Genomic DNA, 24,615 nt, shown 5'->3' on the forward strand with positions numbered 1-24,615 from the left:
CATAAACAAAGAAAAACAAGGAAAGAGGGTAATTCAAGATACTACACACAATATTTTTTAATAACAAACGAAAAATGGTGAAAGAAAAAAATATTTTAAGAACCGTGGGATATGACCCCAACCAAGAGCCTAAAAGAATAAAAGCAAAAGTCCTTATAATGATGCAAGAGAACAACAGAAGTGGTAACAAAAAGTGATTCATTTTGAAAATGTTGGTTTGCGCTATGGAATGGGACCAGAAGTCCTTCGTGATATTAGCTTTCATATTCCTCCTGGATCCTTTCAATTTCTCACGGGTGCCTCTGGTGCAGGTAAGACATCGTTGATGCGTCTGATGTTTTTGGCACTCAAACCCACCCGCGGCCATATTGATCTCTTTGGAAACGATACAGCACTGCTCAAACGACAAGAGCTCCCTGCACTTCGGCGACGTATTGGTGTTGTTTTTCAAGACTTTCGTCTTCTTGATCACATGACCACCTACGAAAATGTCTCTCTACCATTACGCATTAAGGGACAAGAAGAAGCAACCTATCGCAGTGAAGTAGAAGATCTTCTCTGTTGGGTAGGTCTTGGAGACCATATTCATGTTTTACCCCCTGTTCTTTCAGGTGGAGAGAAACAAAGAGTAGCAATTGCCCGCGCGCTCATTGATCAACCGGAAATTTTGCTTGCTGATGAACCAACAGGAAACGTTGATCCACCTTTGGCAAAACGTCTGCTCCGCTTGTTTATTGAATTAAACCGTTTTGGAACGGCTGTCATCATTGCCACCCATGATATCGCCTTGATGGAACAAGTTGCAGCACGACGGATGCTTCTCCATAACGGACGGATGACAATTCATGAATAAGTCTTTCTCCATTTTTCCACGCGATAAAAAAAATACAACTGCAATTATTCCCAGTGGGAACATTTCCGGGCAAGCACTGATTGCAGTGATTGCTATTATGACATTTCTTTCAAGCCTCACATTGATCAGTGTTGATTTAGTACAGCGTGCAGCGCGTAACTGGAGCAGTCAAATTAGCTATGAAGCTACCATTCAAATACGCCCCGTTGAAAATGTGGATATCGAAAAATCCCTTCATGATGCGGTTCAATTGGTTAAAACATTTAACGGTATAGACGATGCCATAATTGTTGACCAAACAGCCACTGAAAAATTGCTTGAACCTTGGCTTGGAAAGGGTTTAAGCTTAAATGAATTGCCTATTCCCCGCCTTATCATCGTAACACTGAAAGAGAATGAAGAGATCAACTTTCATGCAATCAATCACGCCATTAAAACACGAATTCCAGGAGGCCAATTTGATGATCACCGTATTTGGATAAATCGTTTTACAACAATGGCCCACACCACTGTTTTCATTGGCTTCTCAATTTTAATATTGGTTCTAGGTTCATTGGTTCTCACGGTTATCTTTGCCACACGCAATGCATTGGCAGAAAATGCACATATCATCAATGTGTTATACTTTCTGGGGACTGAAATGCTTTTCATTGCACGCCAATTTGACTGGCATTTTTTTAAAACTGCGCTGCGGGGTGCATTATATGGCGGTATTGCAAGCGCACTTCTGTTTGCTGTTTTTATCCTTTGGACCAACTATAACATAGGGAGAGTGGAAGCCAGCCAAATCACTGCTTTGTTTGGGCATTTTTCCATAAGTTCCATTCCTTATGGAAAAATCATTGGCCTTATTTTTTTCGTTTCTTTTCTTACCATGCTTACAAACCACATGACTATTTTAGCACAACTTAAAAAAATTGATCAATGTGAAAACGGTTTATTTTAATTGTATGATTCACGACTCACAAAATTCTCAGTCACTGATGCAAGACAATCAAGAGCATTCCCTGAAAAAATATGCCACAGGTAATTTATGGAATTTTTGTTGCGTGTTTCGCTATTTTTCATCGATAGTATTTTTTCTTTTAACAGTTGTTCTATTTTTTTGTATCGGTTTTGTTATTTTTTCTGAAAAAACCGAACGACTTCAACCACCAAACACTTTATCAAAAGCAGATGCAATCATTGTTCTTACAGGGGGAGAAAACCGGATAGAAAAAGGGCTCAGTCTCTTACAAAAGGGGCTTGGTGCGCGGCTCTTGATCACGGGTGTTAACACAACAACCAATTTGAAAAATCTTATGTATAGTACGCATATTACCCCACAGCTTTTCACCTGTTGCGTTGATATCGGATATCAAGCGACCAACACAAAAGGTAACGCTGAAGAAAGTGCCGCTTGGATCAAAAAACACCACTATAAAACACTTTATATCGTCACCCACGATTACCACATGTGGCGCTCTTTGCGTGAACTGAAATATCTCATGCCTGACATTACTTTCATTGCTTATCCCGTTAAAAAGAGTGGCAATGAAAGCACGATACAACAACTCAATCAAATGCGCATTCTTGCATTCCAATATATCAAAACCATCCACGTCTACATAAGGACCGTATTCTGAGTTTTCCCTTCCTCATTTTCTAAAAAATTTGCCATAAGATAAGCAACACCGTCGTTCTTTACCAATCCAATATTGCAAAAAACACTTGAGAATGTTCATAAGGGGATGTTCATAAAAGGTATTATTTTCAGGACTCAAACACCAACCCTACCTATGATGTACAAAAGAATGGTCCTGATTGCTTCAAGATAAGCAGTCTAAAAATGAGAAAACTAAGATATCCAAGGTTCTTATTCAAATTGAATAATGGTAAATTACCCTTTACAAATCAAGGCATTTATCTGTGCACACCTCACACATTCTAGTAAAATACCTTATATAGAAACTTTAAAAGCCTTCTATTACTACCGCTCTAAAGAGTGGTGTTTTACCACTGTGCTTCAAAAGACGTTCTTTTACGGCACAACGGATAACTGAACATTTTCAGTCTCTCGCACTTCCAATTTTGGGAGAGACTATGCACAATTTTTATTGTTTCTAAGCTTACTGTAATAATCCGTTGAAACAATTCCAGAGGATAGGCTGGGTTCCCCACTGTCTCAACAGCATAGCGATTAGCATCATTAACGATACCGCGCACTTTATCCGTTTTGACCACCTGCCGCTCCATCACCCATTCAAGAACAGGTCTACCACTGACCACATACTCATAAGCTTCAAGAGGAATATTCTACATTGTGTTATTCGCATTATAAACCACAGTGCTTTTATCAAGAACACCACACTTACCCACAAATTTCATCGCTTCAACACGGTAAAAACTCACTTCATCAGAAATCATCCAAGTTCTTGGATCACCCTTTTTATAAATAACGGGATAGGGCTCAACCTCTTCATAATTCCTATACAAATCACCAAGCTTTCACCCTACTGTCACAAAAGCCCAAAAATCCTCTATTTTTTTAACTGTTGGAATTCGCTGCAATTCTTTAGACAAATTATGCGCATAACGTGCACGATAATCCTCAAATTGAAAATAGTTTAATCTCATACTCAAGAGGAAGACAATGCAACAAAGTATATCGTAAAATTAATCTCCAGCTCTACCGATACACATAATAATAAATGAAGCAATTACCATTCCCAGTATTATAAGCCTATAAGTGTACTCACCTAGCCCTTCATAAGAAACTGGAACTTCGTGTGAATCTGTAGCTCCATCGCATCAAGCTATCAAGACTCCCAAACTAAACTTTACTCATACGAGCGCCCCTCCCTTTGCCATCCAACCTGTAAGAAAAAGAACCGATTCACGAATAAACAAAAGGAAAAGAAAAACTCTATAGGTTAACACACCTCGTATACCAGTTTATTTTTTTGGATATAAGTCGTTTTTTGTTTAAACTTGCTTCTCCATTATCTCGTGTGCCAATAGATACCTCTCCACTCTCCCTCCTACTTCGAGGTTAATAGGTTAAAGTCCTAAAGTTACTACATATTGTAGTTTGTATAGCGAAAAAACACGACAAAAAATTATTCATGATAGGTTGTGCCGTAAAAACTTATTCTTTAATGTGAAGATACAAAGCACGCTCCACCTAGCGAATAAAGCATCTTCTAAGATAAAACCACGAAGAATACGAAACCTTTCCTATCCGTGTTTTACTCCATAAACACTTTATCCAAGTGGATCGCGTAACAATACCCCTATCTATTATAATGATTGATGCTTAATCACGCGAAAGTGCGACAACAGGATCCAATCTTGAAGCTTGCCGCGCTGGTGAAAAGCCAAAACATATCCCAATAAGAGTGGAAAAAGTAAGGGATAGGATGATTGAATCAATTGTATAAACCAGGTGGATAGGTGCCTTAAAGAGTAAAAACAAACCACCAATAGAAAAGCCAAAGAGGATTCCCAAACCTCCACCAATCACACAAACCAAAATTGCTTCAATGAGAAATTGCTGCAAAATATCACTCTGACGCGCCCCCACTGCCATACGCACCCCAATTTCATTAACCCGCTCAGAAACAGTGACCAGCATAATGTTCATCACCCCAATCCCACCGACAATCAATGAAATAGCTGCAATAGAAGACACTAAAAGCGTTAAGATATGGGTACTTTCCATGATACGCTCACGAAAGAATTCTGAATTTCTAATGAAAAAATCTTCCCCACCATGCCGCATACTTAAAAATCTTTTTACCATAGTCTCCGCCAAATGTGAATCGATATTATCGGCAATCTTCACCATAATTGCCCGTACCTGTGTTGTTCCAAGGAAACGCGTTTGCACCGTTGTATAGGGTAAATAAATTTGCAACGTATTTGATACACCCCCATTTGCCTGATTTTTGGGGTCCACAACACCGACAATACGCGCGGGAACATTCCCCACATGTACGACTTTTCCAAGAGGGCTCTTACGGCTATGAGGAAAAAGAATAGGAATTGCATCCTTTTCGACCACGAGATCAACCGCCCGATTACGCACACTTTTTTGATCAAATAACTGCCCCTCAACAGCGGTAAGCCCCTGTGTTTGAAAGAACTGTTCTCCCACCCCTACAACCACAGTATTCACTTCAATTGAGCCAAATCGCACTTTCGATTTTACAGAAAGTTGCGGTGTTACACCAGAAACATAGGGCAACTTTGACAAAGCCTCTGCATCCGCTTCAACAAGGCTTGTTATTTTCTCTGCTTGTGGATCAGAAAAGCTTTTTCCTGGAAAAATTGTTAATGTATTGGAGCCTAAACTTTTAAAATTTTCCAATATCTTTTCTCGCGTACCATTTCCCAAAGCCACCATAGCAATAATCGCTCCAATACCGATAATCACTCCAAGCATTGTTAAAAAAGTTCGCATGCGGTGCGCATTCATTGCCAACAAAGCCATGACAAACGATTCACGAAAATGCTCTACAAAAGAACGAAAAAAACTGAGTAACTTGGGATCTTTCAGATTTTGTTTTTCATGAAGAAGTATGCTCTCAGGCCTTTTTTTTGCAACCTTTGACACATTGTTAGCAATAATTTCCCCATCACTGATTTCAATAATACGCTCTGCTCTTTCAGCTACCTGCATATCGTGCGTTACAATGACAATGGTGCGCCCTTCTTGATGAAGCTCATCCAAAATACGCAACACTTCTTGACCACTTTGTTTGTCCAATGCACCGGTTGGTTCATCCGCCAGAATAACCTCTGCATTATTCATCAGGGCACGGGCAATAGAAACACGTTGCTGCTGCCCCCCCGAAAGTTGATTTGGATAATGATTTATTCGATCACCCATACCTAAACGCTTTAGAAGATCCTCTGCACGTTTTTTTCTTAAATCTGGTGCACACCCTGCATAAATAGCTGGAATTTCTACATTGCCAAGCGCTGTTAATTCATTCAATAAATGATAGCGCTGAAAAATAAATCCAAAATGATTGCGCCGCAAAGCTGACAATTCATCAGCAGAAAGGGTAGCTGTTTCTCTTCCTGAAATCAAATAACGACCAGAATTTGGTCGATCCAGGCAGCCTAGAATATTCATCAAGGTGGATTTTCCTGAACCGGAAGCTCCCACAATCGCCACCATTTCACCACGCTTAATGGTGAGATTCATGTTTTTCAAAACAGTAAAAAATGTTTCACCAGCAGGAAATATGCGCACAACATCTTCCAACACGAGGACAGCATCTGCTTGCTTTGCTTTCATGCTTTAGCTCTCATCTTCGCTATGTTCATAGGGAATATCTGGCATCCCTCCATCCTGTGAGCCCGTTATAACCACTTCACCCTCTTCAAGCCCTGAAACAACTTCTGCCATCACTCTGTTATTAAGCCCAATGGTCACCTGCTTAGCAACCACTTTGTTTTTCCCCTCTAAAACAGAAACCCACGCTTTCCGTTCTTTTGTCTCATCGCGTAAAGCATCACTTGGAACCAATAAAACATTTTGGGCACGTCCTAAGATAATATGAACTTGCGCAGTCATATAAGTCCGCAAAAAATTGTCCGCATTATCAACATGTACAATTCCACTATAATAGATAGCCGATGACATGAGAGTATTAGAACTTCCTCCCGTACCGGGATTAATACTCACATCAGCACGAATTGATTCAGGAGCCGGTTCTACCCTTTCTAAAACACCCTCATAACGGCGCTGTGAATTACCCAAAACCGTAAAATAAAGCGGTTGCCCAGGCTGAACTTTAAGAACATCAGCTTCTGAAATTTGTGCTTTTATTGTCATTTTTGACAAATCACCTAAAATAACAATTGTTGGTGCCGATTGGACCGCATTAACATTTTGCCCTTCTTCTACAACGGTTGCTAAAACTGTTCCCGCTGAAGGAGCAGTTACTCGAGTGTAACCTAGATTGACTTCTGCACTGTTCACATCAATCTGTGCTTGTATAATCTGCTGACGAAGCTGTGTAATTTGCGCCTCGCGTATTTTCACTTGGGCTGCAGCCTCATCAAGATTCGCCCGTGAAATGGCGCGTAATTTTATCATTTCTTTTTGACGGTTTAAATTCTTTTGTGCAAGAGTAAGATAGGCTTGATGTTCTATAAGACTTGCATAAAAGTGAGACAATGCCGCTTTTTTTCTTCTTAGATCATTTTCCTGATCTGTGGGATCAATTTCTGCCAAAAGATCCCCTTCTTTAACAACACTGCCAGGAAAAACACGCATAGAAATCACACGTCCTGTTGCACGCGCACCAACAGCAACCAATCGATAAGGACGCACAAGACCAGAAGCTAAAACACTTTCCTCGATATCACCACGCTTAACCACCGCAGTCATATAAGTGGGTGATGATGTCCCAAAAAAAGCAGAGCGCATCCATAAGAATAAGATAATAAGAAAGAGAGCAGTTAAAAATAGGAAAAGCTTTTTGCGTTTTGTAATAAAATTTTTTAGACAGCCTTTTTTCATTGCCTTACCTTTGTCCGCGAACGGGATATACCATCAACGACTTCAGGGCGAGACACATCAACTTTACCATCCCAACCACCACCCAACGCTTTCATCAGCGCAACATATTGCGTGACAAAAGCAATGCGGCTATCTTCAAGCGCCATTTGTGCAGAATAATAGGAACGATCAGCATTTAACAATTCAAGGAAGCTCGTATTTCCATTTTCAAAAAGTTTGCGTGAAAGTTGTAAAGAATGCAGAAAAGCTTTATTTGCTACGATAAGCTTTTCCAAACGTTGATGTTCTTTAGTCAATTTTACAAGCGCATTTTCTACTTCTTCTAAAGCTTCTAATACAGCAGTCCGATAAGCAATAAAGGCTTGATCGCGCTGTGCACGCGCTACTGCAATGGAAGCAGCAATTTGTCCTCCACGAAAAAAGGGAAAACGAAGATCAGGTGTCAGCGCCCAAGTCATTGTTGGGATCTTCCACAATCGATGAATTGTCTCTGTTGCTGATGAAAGACTACCGGTTAAAGTAAGTGACGGATAGAAATCTGCTTCACGTTGACCGATCCGCGCTGTTGCTTGTGCATATTGACGCTCTGCCCGTCGTAAATCTGGGCGTGTTAACAAAATATCGGCTGGAATTCCCGCTGATATTGGCCACTTCGGTTGCGGAATTTTTACATTTTTTACATTTTTTTGCAAAAGATTCTTTAAAGCCATAGGTACACGACCCGTTAAGACGGAAAGGCGATGAATGCTGGTGGCCAAATTGGATTCCATCTGTGATATATCCGCTTCTGTATTCGCCACTTGCGCTTGCGCATTTGAAACATCAAGCTCCGAAACATCACCAGCTTGTAATTTGGTACGCATTAAATCATATGTTTTACGCTGTGATAGAGCAATTTGCTGTACAATGAATAACTTTTGTTGCCAACCACGTAGTTGAATATAATTTGCTGCAATATCCCCTAACAGCGTCACCATGATAGCACGCATCTCTTCCACAGACGCTTCAAAACCATAACGTGCAGCTTCAACTGCTCGCTTACGTCCACCAAAAAAATCCAACTCCCAAATCGCATCAAAACCACTATTATATTGTGTTGTATATTGGCTTAAAACATGACGAACTTCTTCAGTTCCGGCACGATTTGTTGCAATGAAACCTGAAATCTGATGAGGTTCCAGATAGCCATTACGATTTACTGAAACTGTACTTGCTATACTTGGGAAAAGAGAGCCTCTTGTTTGCCCTAAATTCGCGCGTGCCTCGCGAATCCTTGCTTTTGCAATAGCAACATTATTATTTCCAGAAATCGCATAATCCATTAATATATTTAAAATAGGATCATTGAAACTACGCCACCATCCCGCAAGCACAACCGAACGCCCAGTATTCTGCGTAGTTTGTTCTCCCCAACCTTTTGGAACACTAAAATATGTTTTCTGGTAATTAGGACCAACCATACATCCTGATAATATAAAAAAACACAGGAAAATACTACAGAGTATTTTATTATAAGTAACCCCTTTAAGATTTCTTATATACATTTAATCTCCTGCATTTTTTAGAATCAGTAATATTATTAATACTTAATTTACTTCTTATTTCAAACTTGACATGAAAAATCAAATACAGTTTGTACTGGAACATGATCTGAAGGCTGATTCCACCCTCGAGCAGCACGAAAAATTGAAAGATCCAAAACAAAAGGTGCTAAATCGGGAGAAGACCAAATATGGTCAAGCCGCCTCCCACGATCAGCAAGCTCCCAATCGCGTGCACGATAACTCCACCATGTATAAAGCTTGGTAGGAACAGGAATATGCATACGCATCAGATCAACCCATCCACCTTGACAACATAAAGCCTGTAAACGCCCAGTTTCAATGGGTGTATGACTTACAACCTTTAACAATTGCTGATGAGACCAAACATCCTCTACCAAAGGAGCAATATTCAAATCACCCAGTAAAAGAGAAGAAAGACCATTTCCCTGATCAGCACGGATAGAAGACATTTCTTCTAAAAAATCAAGTTTATGACGGAATTTTTCATTCACATCAGCGTCAGGCACATCACCCCCAGCGGGAACATAAAAATTATGAATCTTTATATTTCTACCAAAAACTTCAACAACCGCTGAAATGTAACGACAATCTTGTTTTTGACAAAAGGAGCGTTTTTCAACACTCTTAAAAGGTAAACGTGAAATAATTGCTACACCGTTGTAAGCTTTTTGTCCACAGAGTGCGACATATTTATATCCAGCTGCTTCAAAAGCCTCAACTGGAAATAAAGCATCTGGACATTTTGTCTCCTGTAGACACAAAATATCCACAGAAAATAGCTCCAAATATTGAAAAACCTGTGTAAGACGTAAACGGATAGAGTTAATATTCCAAGTCGCAACACGAAAAAACATCTGTTTTACTTCCAATGTTGTAACAATGTATTATTTTTTCGAGGGAAGTGTGAACATTCCATCAACAAACCGAACACCCGTGCGTACATTCATAATTTGAACAGTGGTTTCCAAATTTTGTTGATCAACAATTGTCCACTGACGTAAAGTGGCGCTTTTAGAATCAAAAACCATTCTTATTTGCCCTGTTCCAATATTTGTATCACGCAGAACAATCGTCACCACTTCTGGATCTTCACGAAATGCCAATAAACGCCCGGATGATATATTAATTTTATCATCTAACAGAAATTTCATAGGCGTTTGAGAAAGCTGTGAAAAATTCCAAGTATTTAACGCACGATTGTTAATTCCTACAAATTGACCATCTGCAATAATCTGTAAAGGCATTTTTTTGTAAACAAAACGAATCTTCCCTGGGCGCTCTAAATAAAACGTTCCCTGAGATATTTTTCTCTTTGGACTAGACTGAATAAAATCACCTGTCATTGTTTTAATTGCCGCAAATTGATTAATAATATTCTGCGCCCTTGTCATTTTATTGGATGATTGTGAAAAAGCCGGAAAAATTAAACAGAAAAAGACAATAATTCCTACAAATCTAAAGACTCTTTTTTGCAGTATAAAAAACGTTTTCATAAAAAATACTCCAAAACGATACGTAATTATCTTATTATTAAGTATCAAATGGTGAATAAACATCTTTTTCTAAAAGATAAAGACATTGTTTGAAACGGCTATACAAAGATTTTATTTTAAAAGCGTTCTTCCTCAGCAGGGACTAAAATTTCTCGTTTCCCTGCATGATTTGCCGCACTAATAATACCTTCCTCTTCCATCCGCTCAATCAGTGAAGCAGCACGGTTATATCCAATACCTAAACGACGCTGAATATAAGAGGTTGAAGCCTTACGATCGCGCAGAACAAGTGCGACAGCTTGGCTATAAGGATCATCTGCTGCAGGAGAAGCCAAAGAAATATCCGTATTATTTTCTGCAATCTCCTGGGTAATGGTTTCCAAATAATCGGGCAATGCTTGTGCTTTGAGATGTACCACAACCTGCTCCACTTCATCATCAGCCACAAAAGGTCCATGAACACGCTGGATACGCCCTCCTCCCATCATGAAAAGCATATCTCCTTGTCCCAATAATTGCTCAGCACCCTGTTCACCAAGAATTGTTCGGCTATCGATTTTTGAACTCACAGAAAAAGAAATACGTGTCGGAAAATTGGCTTTAATCGTTCCGGTAATCACATCCACCGAAGGACGCTGGGTCGCCATAATCACATGAATACCGGCAGCACGTGCCATTTGTGCTAAACGTTGAACTGCTCCCTCAATATCTTTGCCAGCAACCATCATCAAATCAGCCATTTCATCAATAATAACAACGATATAAGGCATAGGACTAAAATCAAGTGTTTCCGTCTCATAAAGAGGCTCACCGGTCTCATGATCAAACCCGACTTGAATTGTACGCACTATTGTCTCACCCTGACTTTCTGCCTCCTTGAGACGTGCGTTAAACCCATCAATATTGCGAACGCCAAGTTTTGACATTTTACTGTAACGCTCTTCCATTTCACGAACAGCCCATTTCAACGCAATCACTGCTTTTTTAGGATCTGTCACCACGGGTGTTAACAAATGGGGAATACCATCATAAACCGAAAGTTCAAGCATTTTCGGATCCACCATGATGAGACGGCATTGTTCAGGTGTCATGCGATAAAGAAGCGATAAAATCATCGTATTAATAGCAACAGATTTTCCTGATCCTGTTGTCCCTGCGACCAAAAGATGCGGCATTTTTGCTAAATCTGCGATAACTGTTTCACCACCTATTGTCTTACCCAAAGCAAGTCCTAGTTTTGCTTTATTGTCTATAAATTCTTGGGCCTGCAACATTTCCCGTAAATAAACCATCTCGCGCTTTGTATTGGGCAGTTCTATTCCAATCACATTACGTCCTGGCACCACAGCAACACGCGCTGAAATCGCACGCATTGAACGCGCAATATCATCTGCCAAACCAATAATACGAGAAGACTTAATACCGGCAGCTGGTTCCAATTCATACAAAGTCACCACCGGACCAGGACGCGCATCAATAATTTTTCCCTTAACACCAAAATCTAACAAAACACCCTCAAGTTCTTGAGAATTCGCTTTTAAGGCCGTAGGAGAAAGCCTTGTATCTCTTGCTGCTGGAGGTGGCACCGAAAGATAATCCAAAAGCGGCAAAAGGAAACCACCATTCGAAGAAGCCGTTAAAGATTTCAAAGCACGCTTTTTAACAGGAGAAATGGGTGCCTTCTCTTGATATTCCTGACGTTGGATTGTTTCATCAAAGAAAACGGGTTCAATGCGATCAAATGATTTTTCTTTTCTCTGAGAGCGCATTTTGAAAGAGAAAAAGCGAAAAAATCGCGCTTGTAAAAAATAAAAAAGATGTAAAATGGCTCCAAGAGTTGTAACAAAAAAACTGTGCTGAACTTCTTCTGCAGCATATTCCGTATCTTCTGACATTTCAAAAATTGGATCAATGTTTTCGTACTTCTGGACATTTTTTACTTTGCTTTTCTTTGTCTGCCGCCGTCGCCATACAACATTGCCCGCAAAAGCAGCCATGAAAAAACTTAAAAGGATAAAAGGTATACTCAAGAGCACATTCTGAAATGGAGAAAGGGAAACAGGACAGATGAAATAAGCAGCACTTAAAACCTTATCTCCCAAAACGCCTCCCAAACCCATCGGCAATGGCCAATACGTAAAAGAAGCAATAGGTGTCATAAGGGCAAAAGAAATTAAAAAACAAACTGTGGATACCACCCATAAAAAAAGGCGAAAAATCAAATTGTGGATATCCTTTTGTGCCAACAAAAGAAACGACCAAAATAGGAGCGGCAATAAAACCCCAAGACTTGCTAAACCAAAAAATTGCATGACAAAATCTGAAAAAATTGCCCCTGGCCACCCCATAGAGTTTGTAATCTTATTTGTATTTGCATGGGTTAAGGATGGATCCGCAACATTCCAAGTCGCCAGAGCAAAAACGCAAAAAACAACGAAGCCCAAAAGCCCAAGCCCAATGAAAACACCAATCTGGCGCAAAAACATTTCCATAAGCCGTGAGCTATAAGATTTTTGCGCTTCTAATGAATCATAAGAAGAAGAATTTTGGTGCATCCATTAATTCCAAATAAAAAATTTTCGCCTGAAAGAGTTGTAAAATTATGACTGCAAAATATTAACACAGTTTTAACCATCACATTCATACAACTTCTTATCTGAAGTGTTATAAAACATTACCCTTCAAAAGGATGATACGAAGACGCATTCATGCATCATCAAAAGTAGAATGTCATTACTGTTTAATTTCAGTTTTATTTTGCAACAACTAAGTATACAAGTATAGAAGTGTAAAGTTAAACAAAATGTTCAAGACAAGATTTACTCAGTGAAGCTATGAAGGAAATTACATGAGGTTATCAGGAGAAATAAACCAAAGTCTCCCTGTTTTAGAGATTCAGGAAAGCCGAAGAGTCTTGTTTTTTAGAGCAAAGAGAAAGCCAAGATATTGTATAAAAGGGCACGTTAAAGAAAGATATCCTGTTTAAGAACAAACAAGCTACAAACAATGGAATGAAGTATTGTGTATTCTGATCCTAATAAAAGTGAAAAAACCAATAAAAATATAAAACAATGCGATCTTCTCATTGCTGGGGGGGCAGTTGTTGGTCTAACATTGGCAATAGCACTTAAGCAATCAGCCCCTGAACTGAAAATTAATATCGTTGATGCTGCTCCTCAAGAAGATATCCCCGCTTCCAATATACGCACCATTGCCCTTTCTGCTGCTTCTATTCGTATGTTAAAACAATTGCACTGTTGGGAACATATAAAACCCCATGCCCAACCCATTCATTCCATGATCATCACGGATTCATGCATAAATGATCCAGTCAAACCAATTTTTTTAACCTTTGAAGGGAATGTTACCCCCAATGAGCCTTTTGCTGCTATGGTGGAACACAGAGAGCTCATCAACATTTTAAAAAAACGTATAAAAGATCTTGATATCGCTGTTATTGCGAACATGCATGTTGTTGATTTTCACCAAGAAGACAGACAGACAACTGTCACTTTAAGCAACGAAGATATTTGGCAAACAAAATTGCTCATTGCAGCCGACGGGGCACATTCAAAATTACGTGAAAAAGCAGGCCTTAAAAAGTTTTCTCATCCCTATAAACAAACAGCAATTATTTGCACGATTGAACATGAAAAACCTCATCATGGACAAGCGACTCAACATTTCTTACCTTCTGGACCTTTCGCTCTTCTCCCTCTCAAAGGCAATCGATCTGCTATTGTATGGAATGAATACCATAAAACTGCACAATATTACCTCAAAGCTGATGCCTTTATTTTTGAAACAGAACTCGAAAAACGCATTGGTCATCGGTTTGGAAAAATCTCTTGGAATGGTGAGCGTCAAGCCTTTCCCTTGAGTCTTTCTTTAACACGTCACTGCGTCAAACCTCGTTTTGCTCTTGTTGGCGATGCTGCCCACACAATCCATCCTATCGCAGGGCAAGGACTCAATTTAGGACTACGTGATAGCGCTGCACTTGCCGAAGTTATTATCGAAACAGCACGATTAGGTCTTGATATCGGGTCCCTTACAGCCCTGGAACGCTACCAAAGCTGGAGACGTTTTGAAACTGTGCGTATGGCTTTAAGTAATGACTGGCTTAATAAACTTTTTTCTAATGACAATCTCTTCTTACGAATGCTCCGTGATACTGGTCTTGGCATTGTCAATCAAGCACCAAAGGTAAAAAAATATCTTATTCAGGAGGCTTCTGGACTCACTCCTAACGCTCCACGTCTGCTCCACGGATTCCCAATTTAAGAAAAATGAATAAAAATCGCACGGTTTCACTTTTTGCAGTCATAAAGTTAGGACTCTTTTACATAAAAAGAAGCTTTTTGTTTAATTTGAAATGACAAGATTTTAAGAGAATCCGTTATAATACACAATAAAGTTATCAATACCCTTACCATCACACTATGTAACAACTAGTATATAGAAACCTACGACTTCCCATACACAAAAAAAACAGACAGTACCTAAAAAACTACTTCACATTTTTATTTTCAATGTACTTTTCAAGCTCATTTATACAGATAATAAAATTTGATAAAAAATACTTCAAAATGTGTTGCAAAATTATATGCAGACTCATATTAGACACAAAAAATTTTATTTTCTAAAATACCTTCTCATCAGAATCACAGGAACCATAAAAAATAAAATATGATGATTTACGTATAGTTTTAAAAGCGAAAGACCAGACCTAAATCCATAAAAGCACCCGACTCATAACGAAGCAGTATTTCAGAAATATAAAAACATGCATCTGCCTATATTTATTTACAACGGTAATTTATCGATTTTACATATCGAATTATATACGCGAATATAGTAAATTGTTGATTTCAATCCTTTTTGATAATGCAATAAAAACCATTCCCTTGCACGTTGCAAGAGGAAATGACATATAAAAAGGGTAAAAATGTTTCTCATATATGTCCTTAATAGGAAAACAGTCGCAATATTTTGAGTGAACAAATAAAAAAAGAAGCAGCTCTTATGGCGATATATTCCTCGTTGTATTTGAGCGAATTTGTTGTGCTTTTTATGACTTTATTTGACCAATCAATATTTTAATACATCAGTTTTTTATACATCAAATAACGCACAAGAACACACTTCTTAAATTCATATTTCTTGCTATTCCTTACCTCTTGCAAATATTGGATACGTATTATGTAACTTCTAGTTCTTCAAGCGTATAGCCATTCTCCAACCATTCTTTAATCCATTTAGGTCTACGCCCACGCCCATTCCACAATTCCCATTGGTTATTGGGGTTTCTATAATGACGCTCTTTGTTCACAAGATCAGCAATATCAATTCCATGTGCACTAGCAATTTCAAGAATTTTCCGCCGTGCGTTTTGCTTCTCTTTTGCCTGCCGTTTCTTTAATTCCACATCGATTTGGGCACGCATCTCTCGTAACTCATCAAAATTCATATTTTTGAGATCATTCACCTTAATTACTCCCCTTGCAAAAAAGAATTGTGCTTTGCCATATTTTGAACATATTTATATACAAGTTTTGCCTATTTATTATCGAAATTAAAATTATGACGAATATATCGCTCTGATGGAGATGTGTTTTGAACCACGAAGAATTGTTTGTTTGTGTCTCGGTTGTCACAATCATATCCTTTTTCAATTTGACCGTTGAAATTGGGAACCAGGGTGTAAAAAAATCCCTACACTCCCCTGAATCCTGTGAATCAGCGGACAGAAATGAATACAAATCGCCACTCTATAAGTTATGGCAATACGTGACAAAGAACAAGCCCTCTCTGCATAATAGTGGCGCGTTTTATTCTAACAGGAAGAAATGCTCCCTTATACGGTGGGTTTCTGCTTCATATCTATATTCTTCTAAAGGGTTTAGGCAATCAGGAAATTACATAAGACAATTGGCCTCCAAAGCTATCTTAAGGAGGTTATTGTTTAAAAGTAGTTTTCCTTTCTGCAAACATGATGACTATAGTACTGGTTTTTATTTTGTTCCACATGTTTATCCAATCGGTCAGATATTGGCGTATGTTAAAAGTCAGATCTATGATCGTAACAGATATTCTAAGCTGGGCAATTTTACTGTGCGAATCTATAGAGATGCAGTAGAGCAACAACCAAAGAGATCATGCAGACTCAGCATTTACATTAATAGAATTTTTCATCATCGGGTGTGTTGCTCATGACTGTTCCAAATTTTGTGATGTTTACTGTTGTATACGTGTCTGCTGTATATTTTGTATTGTCTTCAGTTTCCGTTATGCAAGGGGCCCAAGATGATGTTCATACGGTAGGTGTGAATAATGATCATGGGTTATTGCATCAAGCATCCATCTCTAAAGAAGCAGGTGTAATAGCTAATCTGTTTAAGCAGAGTAGTCATAATTTTGACGTAAAATTAAGAAGAATTGGTGTCGAAAATATGCAACAATTTGGTATCTCTTTCTCTGATATGTTTGATCCTTGCAAAAGTCTTAAAATGGTACGTACTGCTTTGTCGCGTTGTTATGAGCAAATAGCATCGGGGTATGATTTTGAACAAGCTGCATTGCAAAATGTGGTAGATTTTTATAACGCGGGAAATTCCGAAAGTGGTTTTAGTGCTGCCTATATGCGGAGGGTCATTTCCCGTATCCGAGTAAAAAATCCAAAAGATTCTGTGATTTTAGAGGGGGAGTCACAAGATACTTTAAAACTTCGTACAGGAGAGTCGAGACCGGAGATTGAAATAGAATCTCTTTCCACCTCTCCAGAAGAGTTGGTAGATGTATTTATGCATAAAGCAAGTGGTGTTCATGATGCTTTCACAACGGAAAGTGCTTCTTCATTAGGAAAACAACAGGAATGATGCTTATTGCGTTTACGGATTGGAACCATGATTTTGATAGGATATAGGAATGGAAGGTAGATAAAGAAATATTAAAGCTCTAGTTAGTATAAGATTGGATAGTTTTTTCTAATTAAGGGCGGAAACAATGAAAATGATAGAACAAAATAGTGTCGATATGGCATTTAACCAAAAGGCAGCACGTGAAATTACGGTTGTGATGTGTTCAGAAAGAGAGTGGTATTTTACGTTTGTTGCAGATGATCCGATAACCGGCAGTCCCAGTAAGTATACGCTTCTCACACAAAGAGGGAAATTAAGGACTTGGGCTGATCCGAAATATCTCTTTAAGTTTCTTCATGAAAGAGGAGTTGTTTATGGCAGTTTTAAACTTAATCAGGGCGAAAAACATGAAACAATCAAATATTCTTCTAGCAGCAGTTAATAATAGGATTATTGAAACTGTTGTAGCTGTCACTACGTTTTTTATGGCTCATCCTGTATGTGCCCAAGCACAGGATTTAACTAAAGTAAGGGGTATTTTAGATAAATTCAAAACAGAATTGGGTACAATTATTCCTATTGCTGCTGCTGTGATCCTTTTGTGCTTAGCAATTGGTTATGCTGGGCGTTATATTGAAAAGGATACTTTTGTACGGTGGGCAATCGGTGTTGTCATTGCTGGATCAGCAGCTGAAATTGCTAATTTATTATTCACGAGATGAAAATGGATTATTTAAAGGCCGTGCAAAAAGAAAAACCTAGATTTTAGTGTTTTATCCATATCAATCAGGATTTTGTTTACATTGGAACAGAAGGGTTATTCGTGTCAAGTTATAACTTAAATTGGGGTAGTTACATGGAACAATTAAGTATTTTTCGAACAATAGTTGGTGGTAGGTTCGTGAGAACTGTTACTATGGCCATGGCGTTTTTTATGACTCATCCTTTATGTGCTCAGGCGCAGAATTTAACTAAAGCAGGAAATATTTTAAAAAAAATCAGAGATGAATTGAATATAATTGTTCCTATTGCCGCTGCTGTGATACTTTTGTGTTTAGCAATTGGTTACGCAGGGCGTTATATCGAAAAAGATACATTCGTACGGTGGGCAATTGGCGTTGTCATTGCAGGATCTGCAGTTGAAATTGCCAACGTATTGTTCAAGCCATGAGTATAAATCAGAAAGTGTGTAATATCTCTTCTTATTCAAGGGATGTTGTGTGTTCCAGTTGTTTTATACAGACTCATGTATATCGGCAAAAGGGTTGTTTGTACCGAAACAAGGAGACCTGTTCGTGTCAACTTTAATCTGGATTAGGATAAACAATATGAGAAAAGTAAGTATTTTTCAGATGGTGTTTAATAATGTAGTCATTGCAGTAACTGCAATGATGATTGCGTTTATACCATCTGCTGTGTATGCCCAACAAGGGGGGTTAGAAAATGCAAGAAGGGTTTTAAATACCTTTAGAGAGCAATTGATTTTGATTATCCCTGTTGCTGCTGCTGTGATACTTTTATGCTTAGCAATTGGTTACGCAGGACGTTATATCGAAAAAGATACATTCGTACGGTGGGCAATTGGCGTTGTCATTGCAGGATCTGCGGTCGAAATTGCTAATTTGTTGTTCAAAAATAACTAAGGATAAGGTGTCAAGTATTTAATATAGAGTATTTTCATGCAGGCAAGAGTCCCTATTTTATTCTGATCGGTGAGAGTTTTTATTGTCTTGCAGAAAAGGCTTGTTCGTGCCAATTAAATTTAATGAGGCTGAGCAATATGAAACAGTTAAGTAATTTCCAATCAAAAAATAACAGCAGGAGTAATATAATTGCTGCAGTTTTGGCTGTGTTTTTTATGGGTGGTTCTTTATATGCTTCAAACATCCTAGAAAATGCTAAAAGAGCTTTAGATGTTCTGCAAATAGGAATTTCTATAACTATCCTTATTACTATCACTGTTATACTTTTGTGTTTAGTGATTGGTTATTTAGGGCATTATATTAAAAGGACTATGCCATACAATAGATAATCTGTGTTGGTGTCACGGGTTTGCGCGTTGATTTAACGTTACATTATTAAATTCTAATTGTTAATTATTGCAAAGCTTGTGTAATACAAAATATTTTTAAAATGTAATGTTTTTATACATTTTGTTTTAGATAGAGCAGTTATGGATTTTATCTATGCTACAAATAAACAGACATTATTTATGACAACTTCAATTATAATGAGAATAGAATATGAGATGCTTTAATACCCTTCAAGCAAAAGTTAGCATTAAAATTATTGCCGTTTTGAGTGTTCTAACTGTTTTAACAACCCAATTTGCATATGCTCAAGAAAAAATGAGTAAAATAGATTTGTTCCTGGGCTTGCAGTATGGACTTAGCCTGCTTGTTCCTATTGCAGGTGCTGTTATTCTTTTCTTCCTATTGCTTATTTATGCATTTCGCCTCATCTCGAAAGCCACGTTTTTACGGTGGGCATTCAGTGTTATTATGGCGAGTGCAGCATTTTACATTAGCACGATCTTGTTTCATATTACTTAAATTGGAGCTTCTGATGAAACCACAAGAACATAAAACATTCCCCTTATTTAAGGGGGCAACTCGTGTTCCAACAATTTGGGGTGTGCCAATGATGCCGCTCATAATTATGGCCGTGAGTGTGGCTGCTGTTGCCATGACAATAAATATCTTTTTGTGGTTTATTGCGTTGCCGTTATGGTTTATTATGGCACAAATTACTAAGAATGATGATAAAGCATTTCGGGTTTGGTGGTTGTGGATCGATAGCAAATTTCGCAACCGTAACAAGAGCTTTTGGGGTGCCTCAAGTTACAGTCCCTCTAACTACCGTAAAAGGAGATAAGCATGACGGCTGTTGAAAGCAAAAAGCGCCTTATGTCAGAAACGCCAATAAGCCTTTTTATACCCTATTCACACCACATTACAGATACGATTATTTCTACTAAAAATGCAGAATATTTGTCGGTTTGGAAAATTGATGGTCGTTCACACCAAAGTGCTTCGGAAGAAGATATTTTTCAGTGGACTAAAGAACTAAACAACACTTTACGTGGTATTGCATCAGCTAATTTGTCGTTGTGGACTCATATTGTGCGCCGCCGTGTTTATGAATACCCCTCTTCAACATTTGATGAAATGTTTTGTCACCAGCTTGATGAGAAATACCGACAAAGTTTTACTGGTTATAATCTGATGGTTAATGATCTTTATTTAACTGTTGTTTTTCAGCCGGTAGCTGATAAGGTTATGTCATTCTTCTCTCAGCATGAACGTGAGACGCTCGAACAGAAAAAGATGCGTCAGGAATCATGTATCAAAGCTCTTAATGATATTAATCGTACTTTAGGTCAGTCATTAAAACATTATGGTGCAGAGCTTCTTGGTACTTATGAAAAAAATGGCCATGTCTATTCTTCTGCACTTGAATTTCTTAGCATGCTTATTAACGGCGAACACCATCCTATGCCAATCTGCTACGACCGTTTTGCTGATTATATGTCTATTAATCGACCTTTTTTTTCAAAATGGGGAGCATTCGGTGAACTTCGTACGATGAGTGGGATACGTCGATTTGGAATGATGGAAATTAAAGAATACGACGTGGTAACAAAACCAGGTCAATTCAATATTTTGCTAGAAAGTGACTTTGAGTTCATCTTAACACAAAGTTTTTCAGTGCTTTCACGACATGCGGCTAAGGATTATTTACAGCGGCATCAGCGTAATCTTATCGATGCCCGCGATGTTGCTACCAGCCAAATTGAGCAAATTGATGAAGCATTGAATCAGCTCGTAAGCGGACATTTTGTCATGGGTGAACATCATTGTACACTAACAATCTACGGTGATACAATTCAACAAGTTCGTGACCATATGGCAAAGGCGAGTGCGATACTTCTAGATGTTGCGGTGTTACCAAAACCCGTGGATTTGGCTATAGAGGCCGGTTATTGGGCGCAACTTCCGGGCAATTGGAAATGGCGGCCGCGTCCGGCACCAATTACATCGCTGAACTTTTTGTCATTTTCATCCTTTCACAATTTTATGTCAGGCAAGCCAAGTGAAAATCCATGGGGACCAGCAGTTACAATTCTTAAAACAATAAGTAAAACGCCTCTTTATTTCAATTTTCATGCTTCTAACCTTGAAGAAGATTCAACAGATAAGCGTTTACTTGGAAATACTGCACTCATTGGACAATCTGGTTCCGGTAAAACTGTGTTGCTCGGGTTTTTGTTAGCACAAGCACAAAAATTCAAGCCAACAACTGTCGTTTTTGATAAAGATCGTGGTATGGAAATTGCCATCCGCGCGATGGGTGGTAAATATCTGTCATTTAAAGCTGGTAGACCAAGTGGTTTCAACCCATTTCAACTTTCCCCTACACAAGATAATCTGATTTTTTTAAAACAATTTGTTAAAAAATTGGTAGAATCTGGTGGTAAAGTTACACACCACGATGAAGAGGAAATTGACCACGCTGTCATGTCTGTCATGAGCAGCAATATTGAAAAATCGTTGCGTCGTTTATCTTTTTTAGTGCAATTCTTGCCAAATCCACACTTAAGTGATCGTAATGCACACCCTTCTGTTCACGCGCGTTTGATAAAATGGTGTGAAGGAGGTGATTATGGGTGGTTATTTGATAATCCTAATGATGCACTTGATCTCTCAACACATCAAATCTACGGTTTTGATATTACCGAATTCTTAGATAACCCAGAAACTCGTACGCCTGTTATGATGTATTTACTTTATCGTACAGAAGGAATGATTAGCGGGCAACGGTTTATGTATATTTTCGATGAGTTTTGGAAACCTTTGCAAGATCCCTATTTTGAAGATTTAGCAAAGAACAAACAAAAGACTATCCGTAAACAAAATGGTATTTTTGTTTACGCTACACAAGAACCCAGTGACGCTTTAGAAAGCAATATCGCCAAAACTCTTATTCAACAATGTGCGACCTATATTTTTCTGGCCAATCCTAAAGCAAATTACGAAGATTATACACAAGGTTTTAAGCTAACGGATACTGAATTTGAACTGATTAAAGGGCTCGGTGAATTTAGTCGTCAGTTTCTCATCAAGCAGGGTGATCAATCTGCACTTGCAGAACTCAATCTTGGAAAATTCCATATGACGATCAATGGAGAAACCATCGAGCGTGATTTCAGTGATGAACTTTTGGTGTTATCAGGCACACCAGACAACGCAGAGTTGGTTGACAGCATTATCGCTGAAGTGGGTGATGATCCGGCAGTATGGTTACCAATTTTTTTACAGCATGTAAAAATCGATAGGAGGGAAATATGAAAAGGGTAATTGTTGCAATAATATTTGTTGTAACTTCAGGCTGCCCAAATTTGGCAATGGCCATGTGGTGGGGAGCGGGATTAGGAGATCCAACAGTGGTGTGGGGAAATCCATCTAAAAGTCCTCCTCAAGATCCCCCTCAAGATCCCCCTGAAAATCCCCCTGAAAATCCCCCAAAGCCCGCTTCAAATACTATTGTAGTGCCTAAACCTTTGGTTAATATTCTTCAATTATTGAAAAAACAGATTGAGCAATCAGAAAAAATACATCAATCTATCGCAGGAAATAAGAAATCTGATAGGGAGCAAATGCCCTACTCTAGTTTTTTTCTCAAAGAACCAAAAACGATTTATGATAAGACAAAACGTGCAAAAATGTCGGTACCGCTCAGAGAGATGCAGTACAAAGAAGCTCTTTTTGGATCTGCCCGTGATATGCGTAAATCTATCGAACAACGTATCTTGTACACAATGGCTATAAATAGGCATGTCAGTGAAGAGGCTTTTGAGAACACAGATGCCCGTTTAAATTATGTTTTATTTTTGTTAAATAAACTTGACGGAATGAAAGATCTAAAAAGCCTTACAGACTTGCAGATCCGTGTGAACAGCATGATGGCCCTGATCGACAATGAAGGTACAAAATTTCAAATGGTTGCACATCTACGCGACACTGAAAAGGAGCTTATCAAACAGCAAAAACGCAAACGAAATCTAAAAATTCTATCTAGTGAAAATAAAACAATGCCAATTATACGGTCTATTCGATGAGGTTTATATAACAATCTTCTCCTATGCTATGGTCTTTTCTACTTTACTTGTACTTGTGGAGAAAATTCGATCACAATATTGAATACAGCTCTAAAATTAAAAGGAGTATACGGAAAATTTTATCAGCTCCCAAATGGTTTTAACGAGAGAGCGTTTATAGCAATCTACATAACTGCACCATAAAACACATACTGCGTATCTATGTCTCACAGGTAATAAAAAACTAAAATTCACTCGAGAGGAAATGCTATGGACTTCACAATGTTCACACAACTGTTCAATTACATTGATCAAGCAACAAAAACATATGTTACAGACATTTCCTCAAAAGCGATTGTTGCAATTACACCTATCGTATCAATTGGTCTTACCATCACTTTCATTATATATGGGTGGCTCATTATTCGCGGCGCAATAGGTATGCCAGTTTCTGGGTTTCTAAGTCGTTGTCTACGGATAAGTATTATTACTTCGATAGCACTAAGTGCAGGACTTTATCAATCAGAAATCACAAACTTGATAACAAAAATGCCTTATGACCTCTCAGCTGCAATCATAAACGATCCACTACAGGACAAACCATTGGCCAACTTGATAGATAAAGTCGCTGAAAGAGGATTCGAGCGTGCAAGCGAAGCTTTTGAAGAAACTGCTTTCTTAGATGGTGATGGGCTCCTTTACGGTCTCTTCGGTATTCTTATTTTGATTGCAACAAGCTTCCTCGTAGCAATCGGTGGTGCATTTATCCTGTTAGCAAAAATCGCACTCGTTCTTCTGGTAGGATTTGGACCACTTTTCATCATTTCCTTACTTTGGCAACCAACCTATCAATTTTTCGAACGATGGATAGCTCAAATCGTAAGCTATACAATTTTCTTGGTACTTCTAGCCACCATATTTAGTCTGATGATGGATATTTTTGCAAATTATATGACTGATTTGAAATTCGATGGAGAACAGAATGTGAGTTATGCGCTCGGCGGTGCTCTCGTTTTATCCATTATTTTTATTGTACTATTGTTTAAGATATCAAGCATTGCCAACACTTTGGCAAAAGGCGTTACATTTGGACATCTATGGAGATTAGATACTGCAAGAAACAATGCTACCCGCAATAATCGCGTAATTAAATGACCTATCCCAACCATCAAATAGAAGATATCTGCACGCATAATGAACATTCTGGATAAACAATAAAAAATGATCGAGTAT

The 24,615-nt window shown here is 38.4% G+C and carries 22 protein-coding genes and 1 pseudogene; 15 read left to right on the forward strand and 8 right to left on the reverse strand.

Features of this window, described 5'->3' with window-relative positions; genetic code table 11:
• Positions 1–193: 193 nt before the first annotated feature.
• The 3 genes from ftsE to J7R07_RS02610 are packed head-to-tail and all read left to right on the forward strand — an operon-like array spanning position 194 to position 2,478.
• Positions 194–853 carry a cell division ATP-binding protein FtsE gene (gene ftsE / locus J7R07_RS02600; protein ID WP_208435387.1) on the forward strand — a complete coding sequence of 220 codons (660 nt, stop codon included), beginning with the start codon at positions 194–196 and terminating at the stop codon, positions 851–853.
• On the forward strand, positions 846–1,799 hold the full coding sequence (locus tag J7R07_RS02605) for a cell division protein FtsX (protein ID WP_208435388.1): 954 nt from the start codon (positions 846–848) through the stop codon (positions 1,797–1,799). Before ftsE ends, J7R07_RS02605 begins: the two co-directional genes overlap by 8 nt.
• Before the next feature lie 4 nt (positions 1,800–1,803).
• Positions 1,804–2,478 carry a YdcF family protein gene (locus J7R07_RS02610; protein ID WP_208435389.1) on the forward strand — a complete coding sequence of 225 codons (675 nt, stop codon included), beginning with the start codon at positions 1,804–1,806 and terminating at the stop codon, positions 2,476–2,478.
• Positions 2,479–2,873: 395 nt separating this feature from the next.
• Here the strand turns inward: J7R07_RS02610 and J7R07_RS02615 are convergent.
• The 7 genes and pseudogenes from J7R07_RS02615 to J7R07_RS02645 all read right to left on the reverse strand — a co-directional run.
• Positions 2,874–3,445, reverse strand: a pseudogene (locus J7R07_RS02615) (type ISP restriction/modification enzyme); the annotation flags it as partial.
• Positions 3,446–4,148: 703 nt separating this feature from the next.
• Entirely contained in the window at positions 4,149–6,137 is a 1,989-nt protein-coding gene (locus tag J7R07_RS02620) for a MacB family efflux pump subunit (RefSeq protein ID WP_208435390.1), read from the reverse strand.
• Positions 6,138–6,140: 3 nt separating this feature from the next.
• A complete protein-coding gene (locus J7R07_RS02625) occupies positions 6,141–7,367 on the reverse strand; it encodes an efflux RND transporter periplasmic adaptor subunit (RefSeq protein ID WP_208435391.1) in 1,227 nt (408 codons plus the stop codon).
• Positions 7,364–8,911 carry an efflux transporter outer membrane subunit gene (locus J7R07_RS02630; protein ID WP_208435392.1) on the reverse strand — a complete coding sequence of 516 codons (1,548 nt, stop codon included), beginning with the start codon at positions 8,909–8,911 and terminating at the stop codon, positions 7,364–7,366. Before J7R07_RS02630 ends, J7R07_RS02625 begins: the two co-directional genes overlap by 4 nt.
• A gap of 59 nt (positions 8,912–8,970) precedes the next feature.
• On the reverse strand, positions 8,971–9,786 hold the full coding sequence (locus J7R07_RS02635; protein ID WP_208435393.1) for an exodeoxyribonuclease III: 816 nt from the start codon (positions 9,784–9,786) through the stop codon (positions 8,971–8,973).
• 30 nt (positions 9,787–9,816) lie between these two features.
• On the reverse strand, positions 9,817–10,425 hold the full coding sequence (locus tag J7R07_RS02640; RefSeq protein ID WP_208435394.1) for a LolA family protein: 609 nt from the start codon (positions 10,423–10,425) through the stop codon (positions 9,817–9,819).
• 116 nt (positions 10,426–10,541) lie between these two features.
• Entirely contained in the window at positions 10,542–12,980 is a 2,439-nt protein-coding gene (locus J7R07_RS02645) for an FtsK/SpoIIIE family DNA translocase (RefSeq protein WP_208435395.1), read from the reverse strand.
• A gap of 466 nt (positions 12,981–13,446) precedes the next feature.
• On the opposite strand from J7R07_RS02645, the gene J7R07_RS02650 reads away from it, so the two are divergent.
• Positions 13,447–14,709 carry a ubiquinone biosynthesis hydroxylase gene (locus J7R07_RS02650; RefSeq protein ID WP_208435396.1) on the forward strand — a complete coding sequence of 421 codons (1,263 nt, stop codon included), beginning with the start codon at positions 13,447–13,449 and terminating at the stop codon, positions 14,707–14,709.
• A 916-nt stretch (positions 14,710–15,625) separates the two neighbouring features.
• Here the strand turns inward: J7R07_RS02650 and J7R07_RS02655 are convergent.
• On the reverse strand, positions 15,626–15,913 hold the full coding sequence (locus J7R07_RS02655; protein WP_208435397.1) for an H-NS histone family protein: 288 nt from the start codon (positions 15,911–15,913) through the stop codon (positions 15,626–15,628).
• 724 nt (positions 15,914–16,637) lie between these two features.
• Here J7R07_RS02655 and J7R07_RS02660 point away from each other — a divergent pair.
• The 11 genes from J7R07_RS02660 to J7R07_RS02710 all read left to right on the forward strand — a co-directional run bounded on the left by J7R07_RS02660 (position 16,638) and on the right by J7R07_RS02710 (position 24,537).
• Entirely contained in the window at positions 16,638–17,303 is a 666-nt protein-coding gene (locus J7R07_RS02660) for a lysozyme family protein (RefSeq protein WP_208435398.1), read from the forward strand.
• Positions 17,304–17,430: 127 nt separating this feature from the next.
• Entirely contained in the window at positions 17,431–17,727 is a 297-nt protein-coding gene (gene korA / locus J7R07_RS02665) for a KorA family transcriptional regulator (RefSeq protein ID WP_208435399.1), read from the forward strand.
• A complete protein-coding gene (trwL, locus tag J7R07_RS02670; protein ID WP_208435400.1) occupies positions 17,693–18,007 on the forward strand; it encodes a VirB2 family type IV secretion system major pilin TrwL in 315 nt (104 codons plus the stop codon). Before korA ends, trwL (J7R07_RS02670) begins: the two co-directional genes overlap by 35 nt.
• A 134-nt stretch (positions 18,008–18,141) precedes the next feature.
• Positions 18,142–18,456 carry a VirB2 family type IV secretion system major pilin TrwL gene (gene trwL, locus J7R07_RS02675; RefSeq protein ID WP_208435401.1) on the forward strand — a complete coding sequence of 105 codons (315 nt, stop codon included), beginning with the start codon at positions 18,142–18,144 and terminating at the stop codon, positions 18,454–18,456.
• A 157-nt stretch (positions 18,457–18,613) separates the two neighbouring features.
• The gene (trwL, locus tag J7R07_RS02680; RefSeq protein WP_208435402.1) at positions 18,614–18,928 is read left to right on the forward strand and encodes a VirB2 family type IV secretion system major pilin TrwL; all 315 of its coding nucleotides are present in this window, start codon (positions 18,614–18,616) and stop codon (positions 18,926–18,928) included.
• A gap of 137 nt (positions 18,929–19,065) precedes the next feature.
• The gene (locus tag J7R07_RS02685; protein WP_208435403.1) at positions 19,066–19,317 is read left to right on the forward strand and encodes a conjugal transfer protein; all 252 of its coding nucleotides are present in this window, start codon (positions 19,066–19,068) and stop codon (positions 19,315–19,317) included.
• Positions 19,318–19,528: 211 nt separating this feature from the next.
• On the forward strand, positions 19,529–19,837 hold the full coding sequence (locus tag J7R07_RS02690) for a conjugal transfer protein (RefSeq protein WP_208435404.1): 309 nt from the start codon (positions 19,529–19,531) through the stop codon (positions 19,835–19,837).
• 13 nt (positions 19,838–19,850) lie between these two features.
• A complete protein-coding gene (locus tag J7R07_RS02695) occupies positions 19,851–20,159 on the forward strand; it encodes a VirB3 family type IV secretion system protein (RefSeq protein WP_208435405.1) in 309 nt (102 codons plus the stop codon).
• A 2-nt stretch (positions 20,160–20,161) separates the two neighbouring features.
• Positions 20,162–22,633: a VirB4 family type IV secretion/conjugal transfer ATPase gene (locus J7R07_RS02700; protein ID WP_208435406.1), complete on the forward strand. Its 2,472-nt coding sequence runs from the start codon at positions 20,162–20,164 to the stop codon at positions 22,631–22,633.
• Complete coding sequence (locus J7R07_RS02705) at positions 22,630–23,403, forward strand: TrbJ/VirB5 family protein (RefSeq protein WP_208435407.1); 774 nt, start codon at positions 22,630–22,632, stop codon at positions 23,401–23,403. Before J7R07_RS02700 ends, J7R07_RS02705 begins: the two co-directional genes overlap by 4 nt.
• Before the next feature lie 249 nt (positions 23,404–23,652).
• The gene (locus tag J7R07_RS02710; protein ID WP_208435408.1) at positions 23,653–24,537 is read left to right on the forward strand and encodes a TrbL/VirB6 family protein; all 885 of its coding nucleotides are present in this window, start codon (positions 23,653–23,655) and stop codon (positions 24,535–24,537) included.
• Positions 24,538–24,615 lie beyond the last annotated feature (78 nt).

It is taken from the genome of Bartonella phoceensis (assembly GCF_902825145.1).
GTDB classification, from domain to species: domain Bacteria; phylum Pseudomonadota; class Alphaproteobacteria; order Rhizobiales; family Rhizobiaceae; genus Bartonella; species Bartonella phoceensis.